Here is a 23,292-nt window from a genome sequence, read left to right as displayed (position 1 = left end):
TTGGCATTATTAACAGTAGCGCTACTAATGGCAGTAATGGTTTCGCTATTGACTAGGCCATTAGTCGTAAAGGCTGTTGGGGTAATCGTAGTGCTCTTAGCATAGGTGCCGGTGATGGTGATGCCAAGAGGTGCTGCAGTGACTGTTGATGCTGCGCCAGCGTAGCTAATATTGTAATTACCCAAGTTTGTACCTACAGCAGCGCTTGGCACCGCATTGTAAGCGCCAACAATAGCAGCATTGCTACCCGTTAAGACTGTTCCAGAGCCAACCGTTGTACCGGTCTTAAATGCTTGGGTAACCGATGAAACAGCATCGGTAGTTGCCACTCCACCAATAGAGGTTACTAAACCTGATAGTGTGAATTGCTGATTTGCAACATAGCTCAATCCATTATAAGTATAGGATTGCGCATTATCAGTAATGGTGAGATTTGCCTTGGTAATTGTGTAAGTAGGCGTTCCAGATAAAACTACAATCGCACCATCGGTGGCAGTTAAGCTGCTGCTAGTTAATGGCGTACTAGTTTGAACATTATTTGCATTGAGGCTTGATGCACCAATAGTGCTATTAAATGTCAAAACTGTTAAAGCTGACCCAGCGCTTACGCCGAAGGTAGAAGAGCCTGAAATTGCGACACTGGTGTGCGCCTGTAGCCAGCTGGTTGCTGATGTGGAGTTATAGGCCGTGCCATAAGCTGCAGAGTAGTTGCCTGAAACTGTAGCAGTAATTGTGTAATTTAGAGTTTGACGGTAATCAATAAAATTAGTGCCGCTGAAATAGTTTGTAGCATTTGTGAATGTGCCCCCTACTATTCCATAGCTAACGTTTTTGCTTGCATCCGCATTGGCAGAGGTGATTCCAAGGATGTACTCAAGAGTTCCACTGATGCCAGGATTAGAGCTTGGCGCCCCAACGGAGAAACCAATACCGCCAGCAGTATTGGTCAAAGTGCCTACTGAGCTAATCGTGCCACCTGAGGTAGTACCAGCAGCAATATTGGCACCGCCAGCAATGCGAATGCCATTTGCACCTGAGTTGGTTACATTACCAACCGTGGTATTTCCTGTACTCTTAATAGTGACGCCTGTACCTGTAGTGCCGGTGTTAGTGATTGCCCCTGAAACTGTGACTGCCGCATTAGTGCCGCCAGTAGTACCCGTTCCAGTAATCAATACGCCTCCAGCTGAAGCGATCGTTGATCCACTAGAAGTTAATACGCCCACATTAGTATTACTACCTGAAGAGGTGGCGGCCAAAGTAGTTAATCCCGCTGAAGTAAGTGCTACTTCGTATATATGTATAGCGGTTGCGCTAGCTCCAGTTGCTGTTCCATTAATTGTAATTGCGCCAGTAGTTGATGTAATTGGTGCATAAGTCCTAAAAGCTGTTGTATTAGCACCAGTGCTGCTAGCCCCCATCAAAATATCACCCACCGCTTTAATTCCGGTGTAGTTCGTGCCACCGTTAGTTACGGTTACATTTGCAGAGAAAAACAGGCCCCAGTTACCACCAAAGTTAGCATTTCCTGCTGTTGCTGTTGCAACGTTAGAAATTGTAGTTCCAGATACACCACCATTTTGAGCGCTCAAGGTGGTAAGTGATGCGTTCTGGATGGTTAATGATCCACCAGCATAAATTGCAGTATTAACTAAGTAAGCTTCGTAGGTGTATACAGAGCTATTATTTGGTGAAGCAAGTCCGATGATCATATTGCCACCAGACTTCAACAAAGCATAGTTAGAGATATACATATCGTAGTAAGCAGCAGCAGTGCCGGTACCCGCCTGATATGCAGCAATATTGAGATTGCCGCCTGCCTTAATCACAAACGGTGTATTGGTAGCACCTCCACCCGATATAGTAAGAGCGTAACCATAACTTCCATTTGAATTACTTGCGTAAATATTGATATCGCCAGAGGCAATGACGTTGCTAGTAGCAGCGAAATAAGCGCCTGTACCAGTTGCACTAGCACTCGCACCAATTAGGGTAATACTTCCTCCGGTTGAATTAATGGAAGGCCCATTAATGTATAGACCGTTAAAGCCATTAACACCGCTACCTGTAGAACCAGCAATCCAGATATTTCCGGCGGCAGTAATATCGCTATAGCTTATTCCGTTATAAGTTACCGATCCAGCGCCATTGAGATAAACAGCATGTTGATTACCGCCATTTACAGCAGATCCAAGTACCGGAGAAGCAACGCCACTAATTGTGGTTCCAGATGAACCACCATTTTGAGCGCTTAAGGTTGTTGTGGTTGCGCCTTCAATAAAGTATGTCCCGCCTGCATTGACGACGTTATTCACTAGCCACATGGTCTGGCTATTTGAACTATTTGGTGTAGAGCCTGCAAATGTAATATTGCCGCCAGCCTGCTCATACGAGTAGGTTGTGATGTAGATAGCCTGAGCACTAGTGCCGGCTGCATAACCTGCAAAGGTTATTGGTCCAGTGGTGACAAAGTAATTTGGTGAAGCACTGCTGGATCCGTTGATTTGTATACCAACACCACCTGTGGTGTGACTACTGCTACCGTAAAGGGAAATAGCGCCATTGGTGGATGTTGTAGTCGAGCTTACGGACACAGAATTTGTGAACGTCAAATTACCTAGGCCATAACCTGCTGCCGTTCTGGTATTGGCTGTAGAACTTGCTGCACCAGAATTCCACAGAGTTAATAAGTTAGTTGTACCGCCCAATAAATTGGTAGCACCACCAGTTGTCAAAGTGCCGGTGTTGTATTGCGCATTAATTGCAGCCGCATAAACAAGATTACCAACCAATGTAAGACGTAGCTCAACCATCTTGGTATAAGTAGTTCCGCTTAAAGGAACATCAACAACGCCAATAATATAGTCGGCAGTATTTAGGCCGGTAGCGTAAGTTGCAATAGCGGTTGCAGCCCGCCCGCCAGCCGTATTGGTTCCCGCTGCATTAACAGAACCTCCCGCAATCGTTGCAGCACTGAGGGTTGGTAATGTTGTACCGCCAACCTGGCCAATTAATGTGCCAAAGCCAGCATTAGAAATCATGGCTGGAGCAGTAAGTGCGCTTGCACTTGTATTGGCTGAATAAACGAGTCCGCCAGCAGTGCCTGAAGTAATAGAAGCACTTGCGCCCAACTCGACACCGTGTGCAGTATAGCCACCCGTGGTGCCAATTAAGGTGACAGAACCATTAATTGCAGTTATTGGAGAAAGTTCATAAATACCATGGTAACCACCAGAGCTAGTGCCCGTAGAGCCCGCAATCCAAACATTTCCACCAGCCAAGATGCCAATATAAGAAAGGCCTCCACTAGTAATGGTGACTGTATCGTTAATCCAAACGGCATACTGAGTGCCACCATTAACAGCGGCACCCTGAACAGTGGTAGCTACGTTAGCAATAGTCGTTCCAGATACGCCACCATTTTGCGCGCTCAGAGTTCCTAGAGTAGCCCCTTGAACGGTAATGTTCCCCACTGCCTGAAGCGCCACATACGTCAGGAGAATTCCTTGAGAACCAGCACCATTTGGCGTAGAACCTGAAACTAATAAATCAGAACCTGCCCTAATGACGCTGTAAGAACTATTAGCCCAAATGGCAAATGCACTGGTGGTGCCGGCAGCGTAACCAATAATATTGGTGGCAGCCGCAGAACTAATGACAGTTGGCGAGCTTACACTTGAGCCCAAAAGATACACACCATAACCACCAGTGGCATTAGTGCTAGAACCATAGACATTAATACTGCCGTTGTTCGGACCTAAGGTCGTTAGACTGCCAGCGGCTGCTATGTAGACACCAACTCCACCATTTCCACCGCTTGTACCAATTAGGGTAATCGAACCATTATTTGATGTCACGGGTGCCTGTAGAGTAATGCCGTAGTAAGCACCAGTCGTAGCAGCACCCATCCATACATTGCCGCCCGCAACAACTCCGCTATAGGTTCCTGCGTTGACTTGTCCAGCTGGTACGGTCATCGATGCGGTTGATATAGTGATGCCATGACCCCCAGCAGCAACAGCAGATCCAGCCAATCCAACCGGTGCGGAAGCGGGTTGATTGACTGAGAGCACAACATTAGAAGCACCATATCCGTTTGCCGAAGTAGCGCCAACCAACGTTTGTGCTGTGCGAGCATTCCATGCTTGGTTTACTGTAGAAATAGTATTACCAGAATATCCAGCAAATGCGGTATTCGTTACAAAGCCAGCTGCAGCAGGAGTCATCATGACAGTATTGCTACTAAGCGATAGTGTCAACTCAACCATCTTCACATAGGTACCATCCTGATAGGCCAAGATCCACTGGTTATTAACTCCAGCAACAGGAACAATAAATGTAGTGGCAGCAGTACCCGGGATATAGGCTCCAGTTAGACTGGCAGAACTAATAGTTACATCGGATAGATTAGAGGCCATAACTCCGCTTGAAGTAGCTGGCGTTGTTGCTAATACACCTGATGCCGCAGAAAGAACTGTACCCAGAGATGGTAAGTAAGCGCCCTGCACTGTGAAGTTACCGCCTGCATTAATTGCGGTGTTACCTAAATACACTGCGGTACCACTAGCACCGCTACCGGATGCAGAAATTGTAGTGTCACCACCCGATGCCAAGACGGCATAGGAAGTAGATATTAATGATGTACTAGATGATGCTGCATAGGCTGTCAAATTAATATTGCCGGAAGCGCTGATCAATAATGGTGAGGCCGCTGAAGAACCAGCAATTTGCAACATCACACTAGTAACAGCAGGATTCGAGTTGTAGGCATTGATATTGATATTGCCTGCAGGGGCATAAATGCTTGAGCCCGCTGGGATATTGACGGCAATACTTCCGGCGGCAGTTGTTGCTCCTGTGATGGTTACATCTCCAGAATTGGCGGTAACCACTCCACCCAAGACCACGCCGTTGCCGCCACTTGATATTCCTTTAATGGTGACGGATGTACCTGCTGTTAGGGCACCAGTTGTCGTGACGCCTACCGAGCTTGTGGCATAAGTGGGGGCATTAATTGGTGTAATAAATCCACTGATTGGTGTACATGAAACACCGGTGCAACCGTAAGTATTATCAAGAACAATGGCGCCTGAAACAGAAACAGCCGGATCTATTGAACCACCAGCGGCCAACATGGAGTAATTAACAGGCTTAGTACTATTACTATTATTTAGTATGCCAACAGTAATCGCTGAACTCTTATTGCCTGTTGTATTGTCATAGAGCACAGTTGATGTGGCCGTAGTGTTAGAAGCCAAGGTAATAGTGCCGGACTGAGTGATATTGTTATTAGATGCAAATGTGATGTTGCCTCCATTAGCGTTATCGGTAATAGCACCTGTTTGCGTAATGCCGGTGCTTGATCCAGCGGTGGAATTATTTGCCGTTACTGAAATATCGCTGCCACCAGCATTAATAGTGATGGCACCTAAAGAAGCAATGGTTGATGCTGTAGTGGCATTTGCTGTTACTGTCAGCGCACTACCTGAGATTGCACCGGTTGCGGTGACAGCGGTACCAGTGCTTGAAGTGCCGTTAATGGTGATGGTACCCGAAGCACTTAATGTGCCAGTGTCATAGAAACCTCCGGTAACGCCATAAGCAGCAATGGCACTATTACCGGTGGCAAATACTGGTGTACCGGCTGTTGCAGCAGCTACCAAGGCTGATGTCGCATTAGTATTGGTTCCTGCAATACCACTCAGACTAGCGCCTTCGGCAACGATATTACCGCCAGTAGTGCGAATATTAATACCGGAGTCATAGATGCCGTAGCTTGCTGAAGCGCCGGAGTAACCAGCCAGAATAATATTCCCGCCGGTAGAGCTAATTGCCGGAGTAAGGCCGCCTACCGTGATGTATAAACCATTACCTGCTGTTGAATAACCAGCTAAAGAAATATTACCTCCAGCAGAAACTGAAGGTGATGCCCAGTCTAAGTAGAGACCTGCAATATTACCGGCGCCACTAATAGTGATAGCGCCATTTGGAGCACTAATTGCATTACGGATATAAGTTCCTGCATAGCTTGCAGAGTTACTTATTCCGTTAATGATGATATTGCTAGTTTCAGAAGTGACGCCACCGTTGGTGCCAGTATTGGTAATGGTTAGATAAGCACCAATGGTTGGCAAATCAATACCTGTAATGCTGACAGAATTTTTTGCCCGTATGAGATCGGAGTCATCGTAGAGGGTAACGCCACCTGAAATATAAGGCGATGTCGTCGTGTTATTTGCAGTACCGACCAAGGTAATGGCGCCGTTATAACTCCGAATCTGCTGGGAGGTGCCATTCATCATAATGCCCTGCCAGGCACCAGCGCTATTTACGCCATTTGGTGTGCCGTTGGCATTGATGGTGATATCACCCCATGCACTCATGATGGATCCATTGCCATTCAACTGGAATCCAGTAGCAGCTGCACTGGTTGCAGTATTGGTTGGGTTCGAATTAATAGTAATTGTGCCGCCGTTTGTGGCTGATGCTGGCGTGCTGTTGTTCAGAGCATACATACTGCCATTCCAAGCGATACCATTTAAGGAGCTCACTGCAGAACCCGCTGCACCTGCTGTCGCAAAGACAGAGTTAGTTACTCCATTTGCAAGTGTGCCTGTGAATGCCGAATTTCTGAAATCAATACTACCGTTGTAGGCATAAATCGTATTAGCGATATCTGTATAAATGCCTGAGCTTGCAGCAGCATTAGCAGCAATAGTGATATTGCCATTGATTAAGGATGAGTTTGCTGAATTGGCGGCTAGTAAATATCCTGATGCATTGTTGGCCATGTGCAAGTAAACACCGTAACCAGCTGTGGAATAGCCAATTAAAGTAATATTTTGACCAGCAGCAACTGATCCGTACCAACCATCAAAAGCTAGACCTCCAGTGGAGCCAGCACCCGATATCGTTACCGAGCCTAAAGTAGCAATGACAGGCATGCGCACATAAGTTCCGTAATTAGGGCTATTGCTTACACCTTTTAGGTTGATATTGCCGGTATCAGACTTAATAAACCCGCCGGTACCAGACGCATAAGTCAAAAAGACTCCAATACCGTTTGTTGAATTAGCGCCAGTACCGTTGATATTAAGATCACCATTCGCCCTAACGCTGGATGAGCCGTCATAGAGCTGCACTCCATAGCCACCTACTCCGGTCATGGTGACCGTGCTACCTGTTGAAGTGACACCCACTGCGCTAGCAATATAAATGCCGTTATAGGATGAGCTTGAGCTACCTGTGCCGCTGATGATAATTGCGCCAGTTGCATTTAAGTTATTACTAAAACTAATGCCTGTACCAGACGATGATGTCGCTGTCAGCGTAACTGCCCCACTACTATTGATACCAGCATACGCAATGGAATTCAGGGTGACAGAACCTACGGTTAAAGCAACAGAATCAACCAGGTTCAGAGCACCGATCGTAGTTGCGCTTACACCGCCGATAGTGGCAATGGAATTAGAGGTATTGGTTAATGTGTAGGAACCCGTTCCAACAAAGGCAATGCCATTAGTGGAAGCAGAAATTGCATTGCTAATAGTTAAACCACCTGAGCCACCGAATGAGAAAGCAGAGCCAACGGTGATTGCATTACCCAGGGTCACCGCAGTTGAGCCATTATTGGCAATCGCGCCAAGCGCTCCACCGCCATAGACCGTCAAACTATTGGCAATCGCATACCCGTGCACATCAACAGAACCCAGAGAGTTAACACCGGAACCAACTGTGATTGCACCCGTACCAAACGCAGTAGCACTTCCAGCCTGCGCAGTGCCTGCAATTACTGTTGTACCACCGCTGTATGTATTGGTATTAGAAAGCACCAAGACTGGGGTTGCAATTGTTGTGTAGCCAGAACCATTGTTATAAGTCAATGAAACGGGCCCAGAAATCACCCCAGCAATTGAGCTGGATGCACTCTTCGAATTAATGACTAAATTGAGGTTGGTGACATTACCAACCATGCTGACCGCACCATTACCAGCATTAATGGTGAGCGATGTAGTTGTAATCGCATTTGGAATGGAGAGTATGACTACACCCGCACTTCCAGATGGTGATGGGGAACCATTATCACCTGCCCCTGCGCCTGTATTGGCAACGATGTTGGCTACGGTGCATGCGCTGCTGGCGCAAGACCAACCACCAGTTCCATAAGTTACTGCGGTACCAGTAATTGAAGATGAAATCCCAGCTCCTGCTGCAGTGGCAGTACCAACGCCACCTGCACCGCCGCCGCCGCCAGCGCCACAACCTCCGGCGCTACATACCGAGCCCTGAACATAAGCATAAGGGGCTCCACTGCCTGTGCCGCCAGCATAGCCGTTACCACTCGCAGAACCTATTGCGCTATTAGCAATACTGCCCAAACCGCCGTTTGCAGTAATTGAGGCAAAAGATGATGCTCCTCCCTTACCGCCGTTGTAGCCGGATGAGGCACTAGTAGTAGCTGGAGCTGATCCTGCAGCAGCACTAATGGTTGCTGCAGTTCCCAAAGATTGTCCAGCGCCACCCACACCAACAGTCACGCTATAGCTGCTACCCAAAACCAAGGAAGTAGCTCCAGACAGGACTGCGCCACCACCTGCCCCAGCGCCATAGTAAACACTGTTAACGCCTCTGCTACCACCACCGCCGCCGCCGACAACTAAATATTGAGAAGAGGCGGATGATCCTGCTACAAAGGTATAAACACCAGTAGAGCTGTTATAGGCAATAGATGAGCCATCAGCAAATGTAGTTGCTGTACCTGTAGCGGTTCCTGCAGTTCCTGCGAAGTTATATGAACCGCCTCCCAAGAATTGAATTACCTCGGTAAGCGTTACCGATGAAGAAACAGTGCTGCCAAATGAAACTCCAGCATTTGTAGTGTTTAAGGTGGTAGCGCCGCCCACCAATACTGCACCCGTATAAGTCTGCGCACCGCTGGTGGTTACCGTACCAAGCAAGGTGCTTGTACCAGAAACAGTCAATGCACTGTTAGTGGTGGTATTAGTGATAGAGCTTCCTGTTGCCATCACTAATGAGGTCAAAGTGATAGTTCCAGCATATTGCAGGTCTAATATTCCGGATGCGCCAATATTGACGACGCCACCAGAAGAGCCGCCCAAAGCATTAGCGCTTGTGACAATAATTTTGGATGATGGGCCAATAAAGGTACCACCTTGATAAGAGTTGTCACCTGAAAGCGTTAAGGCACCAGAACCCAATTGCGTAACTGATCCAGCACCAGTCAAATTGGAGCCAATGCTCAATGCACTGCTTAAGTTAAAGCTAAGGTTACCGCTATTACTGAGGGTGCCGGAACCCAAAGTACCTGCAGTACCGCCCGCCCCAACCTGCAAAGTTCCAGACGTAATGGTGGTGCCATTGGTATAAAGGTTTGTACCGGTCAGAATCAATGCTGAAGTACTGCTGTTTTGTACAACACCTGTATTAGCAGTGCCAATGGCTATGCTAATTAAAGAATTGCCGGTTCCATTACCGCTATTTGTAATAGTGCCAGTGTTATTTACATTGGTAGTTGATAAAGTAATTCCATTAGCTGTATTGCTATTGTTGTTGAGAACTAAATTACCAGTCCCAGTTACTCCTCCAGAGACTGTTAACGAACCAGCTGTATCTGTTAAGGTGGTTCCAGAGCTATTTACAGTCAACGCAGTAGTCGCAATAGACAATGCTGATGTTGCGCTATTTTGAATAATTCGGGTGACATTGGAACCTACCCCGCCACTAATAAGTGTTGCACCAGTACCAGTTCCGCTATTCGTGATGGTGCCAACGTTATTTACACTCGCTGTAGAGATAGTGAGCGCATTATTGGTCGTTGTATTGTTATTCAGCACGAGATTGCCCGTACCAGTCACGCCTCCAGAAATCGTCACTGTGCCCGACGTATCGGTAATGGTGGTACCACCAGAATTAATATTCAACGCACCACTAATTGCTAACGGTGCACCACCATTTTGAATAATTCCGGTAACGTTTGAGCCAATCGCGGCTGTAATAGATACTGGGGTTGCACCCCATGCAGCAGTGGTATTGGTAATAGTCCCGCTGATATTAATTGGATTGGTGGTGAAGGTCATGCTACCACCAGATACACCACCAATAATCAGATTGTTGTTCCCAGTAATACCGCCGGTATAGATCGGATAGTAACCAGCGCCATTTGAGGAGAAGCGGTTACTTACCGTTAGAACGCCATAAGGGTTAAGTATGATTCCATTAGTGAGGGTGGTTGTATTCAGTACATTTAAGTTCACTGCATTGCTACCGCTCACGGTATCACCCAAAGTGATAGTTCCCGTTCCAGCGCTGTAGGCAGAATAAAGATCAACAACACCCTTTTTAATAGTGGTGCCACCACTGTAATTACTATTAGCACTCTGAGTAGAAAGCGATAGTAGGCTTGTCGATGTATCCTTTAGAATTGATCCGCCGCCAGTAATGCCACCATATAAGTTTTGATCGGCAGAAGAGGAATACTGCAATACAGCGCCTGTAGCAATAGAGATAGAGCCTGTACCATAGCTTCCGCTATTTAAGGTTCCAGACCCACCAACCTGCAATGTTCCAGCACTAATGGTGAGATTGCCTGTATGCGTGTTTGCTCCAGTCAAGCTAACCTTGCCGCCCTGTCCTGCGCTATTTATCAATAAGGTATTAGTACCCGTTACTACTCCAGAAACTACAAGAATATCCGTATAGTTAGTATTGCTAGTTGCTGCTAAGCCGGCTGTATTGGCGGATACCGTAATACCACGTAAAGCGTTGAGTGTTACGGTAGTCGCACTACTCTCATTAGACGGGCCATACGCTTGTAAAGTACCGCCAGTTAGACTAATGGAGGCAGCTTGAGCTGCTGAAGGCAATGTTCCCAAACTTCCATCTGCAACAATGGCCAAGATACCAGCCTTAATTGTGGTGGCTGTTGTTAAGCTAGTAGTGCCATACGTATTGGCAGAATTAGTTAAGAGAACAGTACCGCCTTGACTTGCACCATTAATAGTAAGTGCCCCTGCCCCAGTGACGACGCCTGGAATTGACAAGACATCAACATAAGTTGTTCCGCTAGTAGTTGTAGTACTTGCAGCTAAGCCGCTAGCTGAACTTAAAGTAATGCCGCGATTTACATTCAGAGTGACAACAGTTGGACTTGTTTCACCTGTTGCGCCAATAGCCTGCAAAGCACCACCTGACAGCGTAACTGAGGCTGGTGTAGCTATTGATGGTACGGCACCTAAGTTGGCATCAGCGCTAATAGCCAAAATACCACCGCTGACGGTAGTGCCGCCTGTGTAGGTATTGCTACCAGAGAGCTGAAGCACGCCTGCAGAAGTACCATTAAATGTTAACGAGGATGTTCCGTTAATGTTTCCACTAATAATGCTTGTTGTGTTTGTAGAAGCAATTGAGATCGACTTCAGATAGTTTGCATTTGCAGTCGTAGGATTCACATTATTGGTGATCGATACTTTTCCGCTGCCAGCGTTAATAGCAAATGTATAGGAGGCATAGTAGGACAAGATCACTGTACCCGCTGATCCATTAGCCCCATTGAGGATCGTGCCATAACCACCACCACCACCACTTCCATAGCCCGACCCTGCGACAGCAGCGGAATTAGCGCCAGCAATGATGTAAGTGCCGCCGTTGCCGCCACCACCTAGGCCTCCGCTACCGCCATATGCGCCACTAGATCCACCGCCACCCGCACCGTAATAAACAGTGCTTCCGGTGATATTTGAAGCGAGACCAGGGCCACCATTTCCACCAGCTACCGCGCCAAGCGTGTAACTATTATTGCCAGCAGATCCTGGGCCGCCAGCACCACCGCCACCACCAGCTGCAGCAAGACTAGAAGGAGCTGCACCGCCGGCATTCCCTTGCCCAGAGGTACCTGAGCCACCAGAACCAGCGCCACCACCTCCAGCGCCGCCGCCTGATCCACCCGATAAACCGTTATTCGAGTAATAGGCGCCGCCGCCGCCGCCAACAGCATCCACATTTAATGAAAGTGTTGCTTGGGTTAACTTAGAATCACCACCCGCACCGCCTCCAATCTGGTTGACATTGATACCGCTTCCTCCGGCGCCCACGATAGCTGTATAAGTCAGTGCGGTTCCGCCTGTAAAGGTACCAGCAACAACGCCGCCGCCGCCACCGCCGCCACCAATGTTTCCACCACCGCCGCCACCGCCAGCCACAACCAAGTATTGAGCTTGGACGTTGACGGGGGCAACCCAAGAGTAAGCGCCAGCGGAATATGACAAATTACCACCGCCACCAGGCAAGGCAGTGGCAGAGGAGCTAACAGTACCAGTGTATGTAGAGCCGCCAACAGTATCGCTATAAGCACCAGATCCTGTTAGTTGCAGAATATTGAGGCCTTGAGGAATGGTGATCGCACCATTTACTGTGACTGAACCATTGTTGCTATTGAGCGAAATGTTGCCGGCAATAATTAAATCACTACTCCAGAGTTGCCCGCTAGCCCCGTTTGTTGTGACAGAACCCATCAATGTACTAGCACCAGATACTGAGATCGTAGATAAAGGAGTGGTGCCCCCTACTACTCCAGCAAACGTATTACTACCGCTTCCATTGGTAATAGTTAAAGAGTAATTCGATCCAGTAACGCTATCGATAGTTGAGCTAAATGTAACTGGGGCTGCGGTAGCGGTAAGACTTGTGTTGGCTCCTAAAGTTACAGCTCCAGTGTAGGTTTGCAAGCCATTAGTGCTCACACTTCCACCCAAGCTGCTTGTACCCGATACAGTCAAGGCACTATTGTTAGTGGAATTAGTGATGGCACCACCAGAAGCAATAGATAGGGTTGCCAGAGTAACTGTGCCAGCGTACTGGAGATCCACTGTTCCGGCCGCACCAATCGTCAGTAAACCACCTGTTGAACCACCCAAGGCGCTAGGGTTTGTTAGCGCTAAGGTACCAGCATTCGCATTTACTGGGCCAGTAAATAAGGTGTTCACGTTTGAGATCGTTAACACGGATGTGCTGGTATCTTTAGTGAGGGTGCCCACTCCTGAAATTGCACCAGAGAGTGTTTGTGCTGCAGATGACGAATATTTAAAAGTTGCGCCTGTGGCGATGCTGATGTTTCCAGCATAAGACCCGCTGCCAAGAGTACCCGCCGATCCAATTTGCAAGGTACCGCCGTTAATCGTGGTGTTGCCGGTATATGAGTTCGCGGCATTCGAGAGAATAACGGTGCCGGTATTGCTACCTGCATTAATCGTGAGCGTGTTGGAGCCAGATATCACTCCGGCAACAGTTAATGTGTAAGTTGTGCTGGCATTACTGATAGAGCCACCACTAGAGCCGATCGCGATACCGCGGTTTGCGCCAATCGACAATGCGCTAGTTTGTCCGCTGGCCAACAATCCGCCACCGTTAATAGTGACGTTAGTAGCTGCTGAGCTTGGTACAGCGCCTAAATTGCCATCAGAGCTAATTTGTACTGTGCCAGCATTAATGAATGTGCCGCCAGAATAGGAGTTAGCTCCACCAAGCGTCACTACCCCAGTATTAGAGTTGGTTAAGCTGTAAGCGCCACTAATGACGCCATTCAAAGTGATGTTACCTGTGCCGCCAATATAAGAATTGGCTGCCAGCACAATATCTCTAGTGGGTGAATAACTCATTGTCACAGTAGCTGCTGTTGCTGAACTATTGGACAAAGATCCACCGTTAAGTTGAATTGCATAACCAGTTGATCCACCGTCAATCCAGCCTACGCCATTCAGATCCAGCGTTCCACCACTATTTACAACGAAGGTGTAGCCATTAGTAGAGTTATTTGGAAATCCATTTGTAGAGAGAAGCTTATAAGTACCGCCGTTATTAATAATGAAGGTAGCAGTTCTTGTGCTAGATCCGGATACTGTATTGGCTAGAGTACCTGCATTGATTGTTGTATTACCAGTGTAAGTGTTCGCGCCACCTAGCGTCGTAGTGCCTGTGCCAGCCTGAGTAACCGTACCGGTTCCAGAAATAAGATTGTTATCTGTAAGAGAATCACTACGGTTGTAAACGAGCGCAGAATTATTCACTACCCCACCCGTACCCAGATTGCCGGTTGTACTACCTGCGCCAACCTGTATGGTGCCAACAGAAATTGTTGTGCCACCACTGTAGGTATTGGCACCCGTCAGGATCAGGGTTCCAGCACCAGTCTTGGTCCAAGAGGCAGCAACACTATTAGCATTTTCCAATATCGAGCTAATAGTTAGGGACTCACCGCTATTGGTCACATTAACCGTTGTAGCGCCCTGCGCTGCAATCGCTCCACCAGTGATTGAGTTACCAGTTCCGGTGGAATTAAAAGTTGTCGTATATAAAGTGAGCGAACCCCAAGTATCACCGACTCCAGACAAGCTAACCGTTGCATTGCCATTGAGGTTAATGGTGGAGCCTGCGCTAAAGGAAGCGCCAATTCCACCGGTGCCAGTTTGTTGGTTAGCAAACGTGCCATTGGCAATGGTTATAGTAACGGCTTTACTAAACGGATTGTATCCACCGCCAGTGATTGCTAATGTGCCGCTACCAGAGATGCCAATAGCAGTCACACCAGATAAAACTCCACCAGTAGTGTAGGCAAGTTTTACTGTGGCACCAACCACAGACATGTTTCCCGTGAAGGCTTTAATAGTAGATAAAGAAACAATTCCATTATTAGCGCTCGTACCAAACTGAATAGCGTTGGCTCCAGTCATAGTTCCGGATAAAATTAAGGTATTGGCCGGGCCATTGACTGCGATGACACCGCCGCCCGCTCCTAAAACAATATTATTGGCAAGAGTTACGCTATTCGCTGTATCTAGAAGAGTTGCGCCGTTGGTTAATGTGACAGTATTTCCACTGGGTAAATTGGTTTGTGCGCTGACACTTAAAGTGCCATAGTTCACAGTCGTACCACCACTAAATGCATTTGAGGTGTTGGATAGGATTACGGTACCTGTATTAGTGGCGTCACCAATATTGATGCCAGCAGTTCCACTAACGATATTGCTTAATGTTAGCGTCGAACCTGAGGTTGCCGAAATCGTTCCACCATAGACAGTCAATGCATTAGCAAGCGTGAAGGAGGAATTAGCTAATAACGTGCCTGCGTAGAGATTCAGGTTAGTAACCGTGCCGCTACTTGGCGCATAAACGATCGATCCAGTGTAAGTGCTGCTGGTAGATGATCCGCCAAGATTAATGGTAGTGCCGTTAATCATGGATCCACTCAGCGTCAAGGTTGCGCCACTTGCAACCTGAATATTTCCGCCAGTACCACTAGCGATAATGTTCTTGCTGGTGGTGAAAGAGGATGAGGCGAGCAGATTGCCCCCAATCAACCAAATAGGAGTGTCACCCCCAAGATTTCCGTCACCGCTAACCTGCAGAGTACCGCCATAAATCTGGGTCCCACTACCATTGGCGTACGTATTCGCTCCGCCAAGAGTTAAAGTACCTGAACCTTGCTTGATGAGCGTGCCACCGTTACTGGATAACGCACTATTCAAAGTGACTGACTGGCCATTGGTATCAATGATGTACGTTTGGAATATCGCATTGCTAAAACGACTCGAGTAGTCAGTGGTGTTACTGGAGCTGTACTGCAAAATACCGCCACCAGTAATCGAGCCAGAATTATTGCCAAAGGTAATAGTTCCAGTACTACCAATCGCATTTGCAGAGCCAAGATTCAGCGTTCCTGCATTTAGTACGGTGCCACCTGTATAGCTGTTATTACCACTCAAGGTTAATGTGCCTGAGCCAGCTTGAGTCAGAGTGCCTGAGCCGGAGATATTGTTGCTGTCAGTAATCGCATCACTTCTTTTAAAGATCAGCGCAGCATTATCTGTAACGCCACCGGTACCTAAGTTTCCGGTTGTACTTCCTGTGCCAACTTGCAAAGTGCCACCAGAGATCGTCGTGCCGCCGGTGTAGGTGTTGGTACCGGCTAGAGTGAATGTTCCAGAACCGTTGTAAATTAAATTAGTTACACCACTAATCACTCCGCTATTGCTTTGAGCTGAGGAACTTGAGCTTGATGTGATTGTTAAGCTGGTGAGCTTGCTTGATGACCCGATCGAAACCGCCCCGCTACCTGCATTAATAGTTAATGCATTAGAAGGTAAAGCCAAAACAACTGTTCCACCCACACCCGAACCAGCATTGCCCGTGCTGTAAGAGCCTCCACCGCCAGAACCATAATTGGTGCCAGAAACACCATTACTTGTGGCATTACCATTACCTGGGGCACCGTTACCCGCTCCAGTACCGCCTGAGCCAGCAGTTCCACCACCAATACTGTAGCCTGAACCGCCGCCGCCGCCAGAACCATAAACATAAGATGTGCCGGTGATAGAGCTGGTGAAACCATTGCCGCCGTTCTCAAGTGAACAAATGGAGCCGCAACTATTGCTGCCTCCATAGCCGCCAGCGCCACTGTTCGCATTACCTGCGGTGCCGCCAATTCCAAACCATGGATTCGAATTAACGGTAACAACACCCCCCACTGAACCCCCTCCGCCTGCCGCAGATACTGTTCCACCAACTAAACCAGTCATAGAAGTGGTACCGCCATTTCCACCATTTGCGACTACGCTTCCAGTTGCGCCGGCTCCAGCGTTACCAATTGTGATTCCATAGTTGGTACCAGTCGCTAAAGAGCTGTTTGAATTCGTAAGTACAGCGCCACCGCCACCGCCACCGCCACCGTTGTAGCAAGTACAACCAATAGAACCGCCGCCGCCGCCGCCAACAACTAAATACTGTATGCCTGATAAAGGCACTACGGTAGAGACTGAGAACAAGCCTGTGCCACTAGTCGTCACAATCAAACCAGCCTGAACGGCTGAGCTAGAGGCTGCGGTAGAAGTGCCGTTTAATAAATAATTGGTTGCAGCATAAGTAAATTGGAAAATTGCACCGGTTGAAATAGCACCAGTAATCGTCACTCCACCACTGCTGCTGCTCAATGTTGGTGAGCTACCTGCCACATACAATGCGCCTGCATATGTTTGTGAGCCAGCCGTAGTTACCGAGCCTATTAACACGGTGGATGCGGTGCTACTGCTGAAATTGAGAGATGATAGAGATACAGATCCTCCAACATTGCCACCCAACACAATAGAACCCGTTCCACTAGCAACCGTTAACGACTGCGAACCAGATGCCGTTCCGTCTACAGCCCCAGCAAAAACTACAGCACTATTGGTAGTTGTAAGCGTAGTATTAGCACCCAAAGTAACTGCACCACTATAGGTTTGAGCGCCGCTAGTAGTAATGGCATTAGCTAAAGTGGAGGTGCCGCTTACTACTAGAGAAGATGTGCCGGAACTGTTAGTGATGGCTGGGGATGTTCCAGACATAATCAGAGAGCCAAGTGTTACTGCAGTCTGCAAATCGAGAGTAGCGTTAGTAATAGTCATCGCACCTGTTGTTGCACCAGCAGTACCGCCGCTCGCAATTCTCAATGTGCCAGCAGAAACTGTTGTACCACCGCTGTAGGTATTGGCACCAGCAAGAGTTAATGTTGAAGCGGTGTTTACATCCTTAAGGATTGACCCCGTTCCGGAGATAATGCCAGTGGAAAGAGTTTGACTGTTGATTGAGGAATACTCAAAGATACCGTTATTAACAATTGCGGCAGTATAGGTACCGCCTCCTAAGGTACTGCTACCACCAATTTTCAAAGTGCCAGCACTGATAGTAGTGCTACCAGTATAGGTATTGGCACCAGTCAGAGTTAGTACGCTAGCATTATTCTGAGTTAGGGTCCCGCTGCCAGAGATAGCATTGCTCTCGGTATATGCATTGCTGAGGTTATAAATTAATGCCGCATTATTCACAATGCTGCCCGTACCCAAATTACCCGTTGCGCCTCCCGCCCCAACCTGTAAAGTACCAGCACTAATAGTCGTAGTACCTGAATATGTATTAGCGCCAGAGAGAGTCAAGGTGCTGGTACCAGTTTTTGTTAGGCTAATTGCATTGGATATAACACCGCTGAAATTGGTATTACTACCATTCCCTACGGTCAAGCTCGCTGCAGTATTCCCTTGAATCTGTGAAGCGCTCAATGCAGTGTTGTAGATTTGTACTGCATAGATATTTCCTTGGAAAAAGTTACTTGCGACGCTATTTGTATACATTGCACCAATTAATGTATTTGTAGTTGTTCCAGTGCTTGTTGAGCTAGTTGGTGATGAGTAAGAACCCTGGAAAGCGCCATTGATATAGGTATAAATGGTGGTATTGGTTGGGTTGTAGACCATAGTCACTTGTGACAACTGATTTGCCGTGACAGCCGAGGTAGTTTGAGCATTACCCCATGGCGCTACTTCACGATATCCAACAACACTACCGTTGTTCATATACATCAGATAATCGCCCTGAACGCTGGTATTCTGCCTAGAAATTAATACGCCATTACTACTTGCTGGAGTTGGTACGCTTATCCATAAGTTAAAAGTAAATGCACTGCTTCCATTTAATAAAAGAGAAGCACTTTGACCCAGATTGAAATACTGACTCGTTCCATTGAGCGTGAAATATCCACCGGAGGCGCTATATGTTGGATTACCAGAAATAGTCGCATTCAGCGCATTATTTACTAGGTTTGTCCAAGTTGTTCCGCTACCAGAATAAGAGGCTGGGTTTGCTGCATCTAAAGAAACAATTAGCCCACTTCCAGTTTGAACCGGTGTTTTTGTGGAGATAATGGATCCCGCACCAGATAATGAACCAACGGTAACAGGATAGCCCCACATATCCAAGGTAGCGCCCGTAGCAATTGTTAGGTCTGTAGAAGATGGAAGGGCACTAGATGAGCCGGCCTGTAAGGTGCCAGCATTGATTGTGGTGGTACCACCATATGTATTAGAGCCGGCGAGAGTGAGTGTACTGCTACCCGCTTTGTTTAGTGCACCCGTACCACTAATGTTGCCCGATAAAGTTTGATTGACAGAAGATTCATAAGAGAAAGTTCCGTACTGAATAGAAATATTGCCTGCGTAGCTGTTGCTAGTTCCCAGAGATCCGGTGTTCGCAACTTTCAGCACTCCAGAGCTAGAGTTCGTAAGCGCCAAGCTGCCACTGCTTCCAAGAGTCAGGTTATTACCTGCTACACCATATCTTGCATATAAAACTGTAGTGTTATTACTACCATAAATGACAAGATTACCATCACCTTGCATTGCCAACCAAGCTCCATTATTTCCACTGGTGCCCGTAGCATAGGCTACGGTGGAGAAACCAGAGCCGGTGTAGAGAACTAAATTACCATCGCCCTGCATGCTCAATCTATAAGAGCCGGATGTAATCGATTGACCAGAAGCCAAAGTTGTCCCTGCCGCCAACAGAGAGGTATATGTCTCCGTGGTTGGAGAGGCGCCACTAGCCGTATAAATTTGCGTTACGACACTAGTTAATATTGTGGCGCCAGTATAGGTGTTGGCACCCGTGAGAACGAGTCCACCTGTTCCACCGCTTCGAGCGGTTATGCCACCAGAACCGCTGATTATTCCAGTCAGTGTGAATGTTTGGTTTGTTGCGGAATTTAAAACCAGATTCGTGCCAGTTGAAATTGCGCCAGCAAACGTTGTTGTTGAAGTGGCTGCCAATATAAAACCAGTGTTGGCATAATTATTTTGGAGACCTCCAGTTCCGCTATATGTTGCAGCAGAAATATTGAAGCCACCCGCTTTTATAGTAAGGCCATTGACAATACTTATATTGCCTGTGGCAATCATGGTGAGTCCGTAACCAGTCAAATCAAACAATGAACTATTAACGGTGATGTTACCTCCAGCTATCATGCTGAGGTTATGGCTGTTCATTGAGACAATGCCGTTAATGGTGATATTGCCGCCAGCAGTTAAATTCAAGGAATTTCCAGCGCCTTGGGTGTAATCCCTTAAATCACCATTAATAACGATGTTTCCGCTGCCTGCAGTACTGTTGCCATTCAATGAGACGCCGGATGCAGAAGCATTTAGCGTATTAATGGTTACATTTCCACTATTAAGCGCAGTCCAAATGGAAGTGTCATTAGCAGCATAGGTATAGTCGTATGGATCAATTAACCAGTTGCCGCCATGGCCTACTGTGATAGTTCCAGATAGTTGCGTGACGTAATGGCCTGAAGTTTCAACGAAGCCGCCAGGGCCGTTACTTGCTTGAGTATTGATGACTGAATTAGCATCAATGTTGATGTATTCGGTAAAGGGTATTGATGTGTTACCAGTGGAGTCGTAACCGATATAAATACTGCCACCATGGGTACTACCTGTTGCTGCGATATTGCTACTTAAAATATTTGTGCTTTGTACGCCTGAGATTCCAATGCTTCCACCGCGACCATTGCCGCCGTTAGTCTGAATTAGTGAGTCAAAGAGGTTTAGGCTGCCTGATCGACTTGTTACATATATCAAGCCGCCATCAGTTGAGCCATTAGCGCTGATCTGCGCTTGGTTAATTTGAATATCGTGATTAGAGGTAAGCGTAATCGTGCCGCCAGGGCCAGCCTGGCCATTGGTTTGCACTACTGCTGCGTTATCCATTGTTAAGGTGTTTGCAGTAACGGCAAAAGAACCGCCATTGCTACCATTGGCCGCAACCGTTCCCGCTAAATGAATATCTGTACCGCTAACAGCAATCACGCCGCCGGGGCCGTTATTACCATTAGCCTGAATTAAAGATCCACTTTGGGCATTGAACTGCTGCGCCGATAAGGTAATTTGGCCACCATTTGTGCCATTGGCCAAAATTTGGGCGGAGCTATAGATTGTCAGATCATTTACCGCATTCAGGTGAATGATATTGGTCTGATTTGGATTGGCTTGAGCGCTGGCGCTTGAATCATTCGCTGCTGTAGAGGTGTAAACCACATCCAGTCCGCTTGCAACATTACCGTTTGGATTATTTTGCGCTGTCAAGAACGTTGGCAAATCTTCTTTGCGAATAATGTTGCCGTTATACGTTACCGATGTATTCGTGGTGTTGTTATTGGTGTTTGAATTGGTTGATGTACTCAAACTTCCAGAAACATAAATTGCCTGCGCAAGTAATTGAATGGCAGCACCAAGTGTTGCGCCATTACTTGCATTGATTGTGCCGTTTGAATAAATTGTTTGCGCTTGAACCGTAACCTGATTTGCGGTGATGCTCGTACCAACGTTCAAGTATGCAATTGAACTACTAATAATTACGCTTAAGTTTTGTCCGCTGATGTCAGCGTTCAAATTGAAAATACCAGATGATGTTAAGGTCAATGTTGTTGGTGTAGTGCCTTGCTTCAAAATGTTTGCGCCACTTGCAATCGTGAGTGACCCGCTACCCGCTTGTGTACAGCTACCAAGGCTTGGGCAGACATTGCCATGTACAGCAATGCTGACGTTATTGTTTGCTAACGCAAGAGAAATCACATTCGCTGCAGATGCATCAATGATTAAATCAATTGGATCTAAGAACCATAGACCAGAGCGACCTTTTGCAGCGCTTGTATCAACAAGCATTTTTGGCGCGAGGTTCACTGCACCCTTAGAACTCGTCTCTACAAATCCACCGTTACCACCGAGTGCACCACCAATTGCTTTGAGAGTTCCAGCAACAGTTGTTTTTACTTGCGACCAAATCGCGATAGATCCTGCGTTACCCTTTTGCGTGGCAGACACATCAATCACTGCACCCGCTTTTACGGTCACAGTGTTTGCCATTTGCTTTGCGTTCACTGCTTGCGTTGCATTACTTGCAACGACTGCTTGATTTTGCTCAGCCGTATTTGAGCTTGGTGTTTGTGCATTCACTTGCACGCCACCAGAAACTTGAGTTTGCGCTAAACCAACATTCACCTGTCCGCCACCAGCTGTACCCGTTGCAGTGGTTGTGGATTTCTTATTGATCTTGATATCGTTAGCGACCAGATTTACTTGACCGCCTGTTTTACCTTGGGCTGTACTGTTTGCCTCTACTGTGCCCGCTTGAGTAACGGTATTGGCCACCAACTCAATTACCCCGCCATTGTTCACAGCTGAGTTTGCGGAGATTTTTCCGGTGTTCTTTACTACCGAGCTCATGAGCTGATTCGCGGCTCCGGCAGCTAGAACAATCAAGCCGCCATCCGTCTCAACCACTTTCTTATTGGCTACGAGCGCCTTAAAGGCCGCTTTATCGACACTGATACCTACTAAGCTGTGGTTACCCTGGAAATTGAGGGTAATTTGCTCGCCAGCAGCCATGGCAACCGATCCGCCCATTCTGGCCAGGACATAACCCTGGTTTTGAACCTCTGGGGCTAATAAGGCAATAAAACCATCAGCCGTATTAGTGCTGATCGTCCCTTTATTGATGATTTTGCCGCTTCCACCGCCCTGATAGGTCGATTTCCCGTCCATAAAGTCTTTATCGGCAATATTGAGGGTGCTGGCAGTCACGGCGGCAGCGTCCACTTGGGCCCCCTTGCCAAAAACCACCCCATTTTGGTTCACTAGGAGGATTTGGCCATTGGAATGCATGGCTCCATCGATTACGGAGATGCTATTACCAGACACCCGGTTCAAGGTAACCGCATTTGACCCTGGAGTATTGAAGTTTACGGTGGCATTTTTGCCCACATTGAAGCTATCCCAGTTAATCACCGCACGCTGCGTGCTTTGATTAACCGTCATCGTGTTTGATGTTTGCGAAATTGTTGCAGAACCTGCAACCACCTTGCCATTAGTAGGCAATGCATTGAGGGGTTGCGCTACGACAAACTCCGTTTGGAATGCAATTAAAACGAAAAAACCCAAAATGGATTTGGGTTTGAGTGAGATGCCAGAAAAAATCGTCGGCTGAGCAATTTTGTGAGTAAAAGAGGAGTTAGTCTTCGCTCGGAAAGATTTCTTTTTCAAAATGGCATCGACAAAAGTCTGGGCATGAAAAGAAAAAGAATCCAAAACATGGCTGGAATTAATTTGCCAATTTAGGGCAATAAATGCAGTCTTGATTTTTTGAGTCCTGACAAAAATTTTGGCTACTTTTGTAGCTGCATTCAGAGCAATCTTTTTGCCCCAATTTTTCATCACAGTAAGACTGAATTCTGTTTGCGAAAACACAGCAATTCCCCTGCACATTTGCTTGTGCATTTTTGCGCTACGCATAAGGAGAAAGTGTTTCAGTTTTTGCAAAATAATTTCAATAACATTTGTGTGTTTTTCATTTATACGACTCTGCTTTAAACCCTTTGTACATATAGAAAAACACCGCAGACGCCATTTTAGATAAGGG

At 47.1% G+C, this 23,292-nt stretch carries 1 protein-coding gene; it reads right to left on the bottom strand.

The features are described 5' to 3' along the window. Positions 1 to 23,087 (bottom strand): autotransporter-associated beta strand repeat-containing protein (locus tag ICN24_RS07755; RefSeq protein WP_216222696.1); only part of this gene is annotated, 23,087 nt, incomplete at its 3' end. Between the last annotated feature and the right edge of the window lie 205 nt (positions 23,088 to 23,292).

Origin of the sequence: Polynucleobacter sp. UK-Kesae-W10 (assembly GCF_018881575.1) — a bacterium.
Lineage (GTDB): Bacteria > Pseudomonadota > Gammaproteobacteria > Burkholderiales > Burkholderiaceae > Polynucleobacter.
Note: the sequence above shows the minus strand (reverse complement) of the source record. Positions and strands in the feature narration are given on the sequence as shown.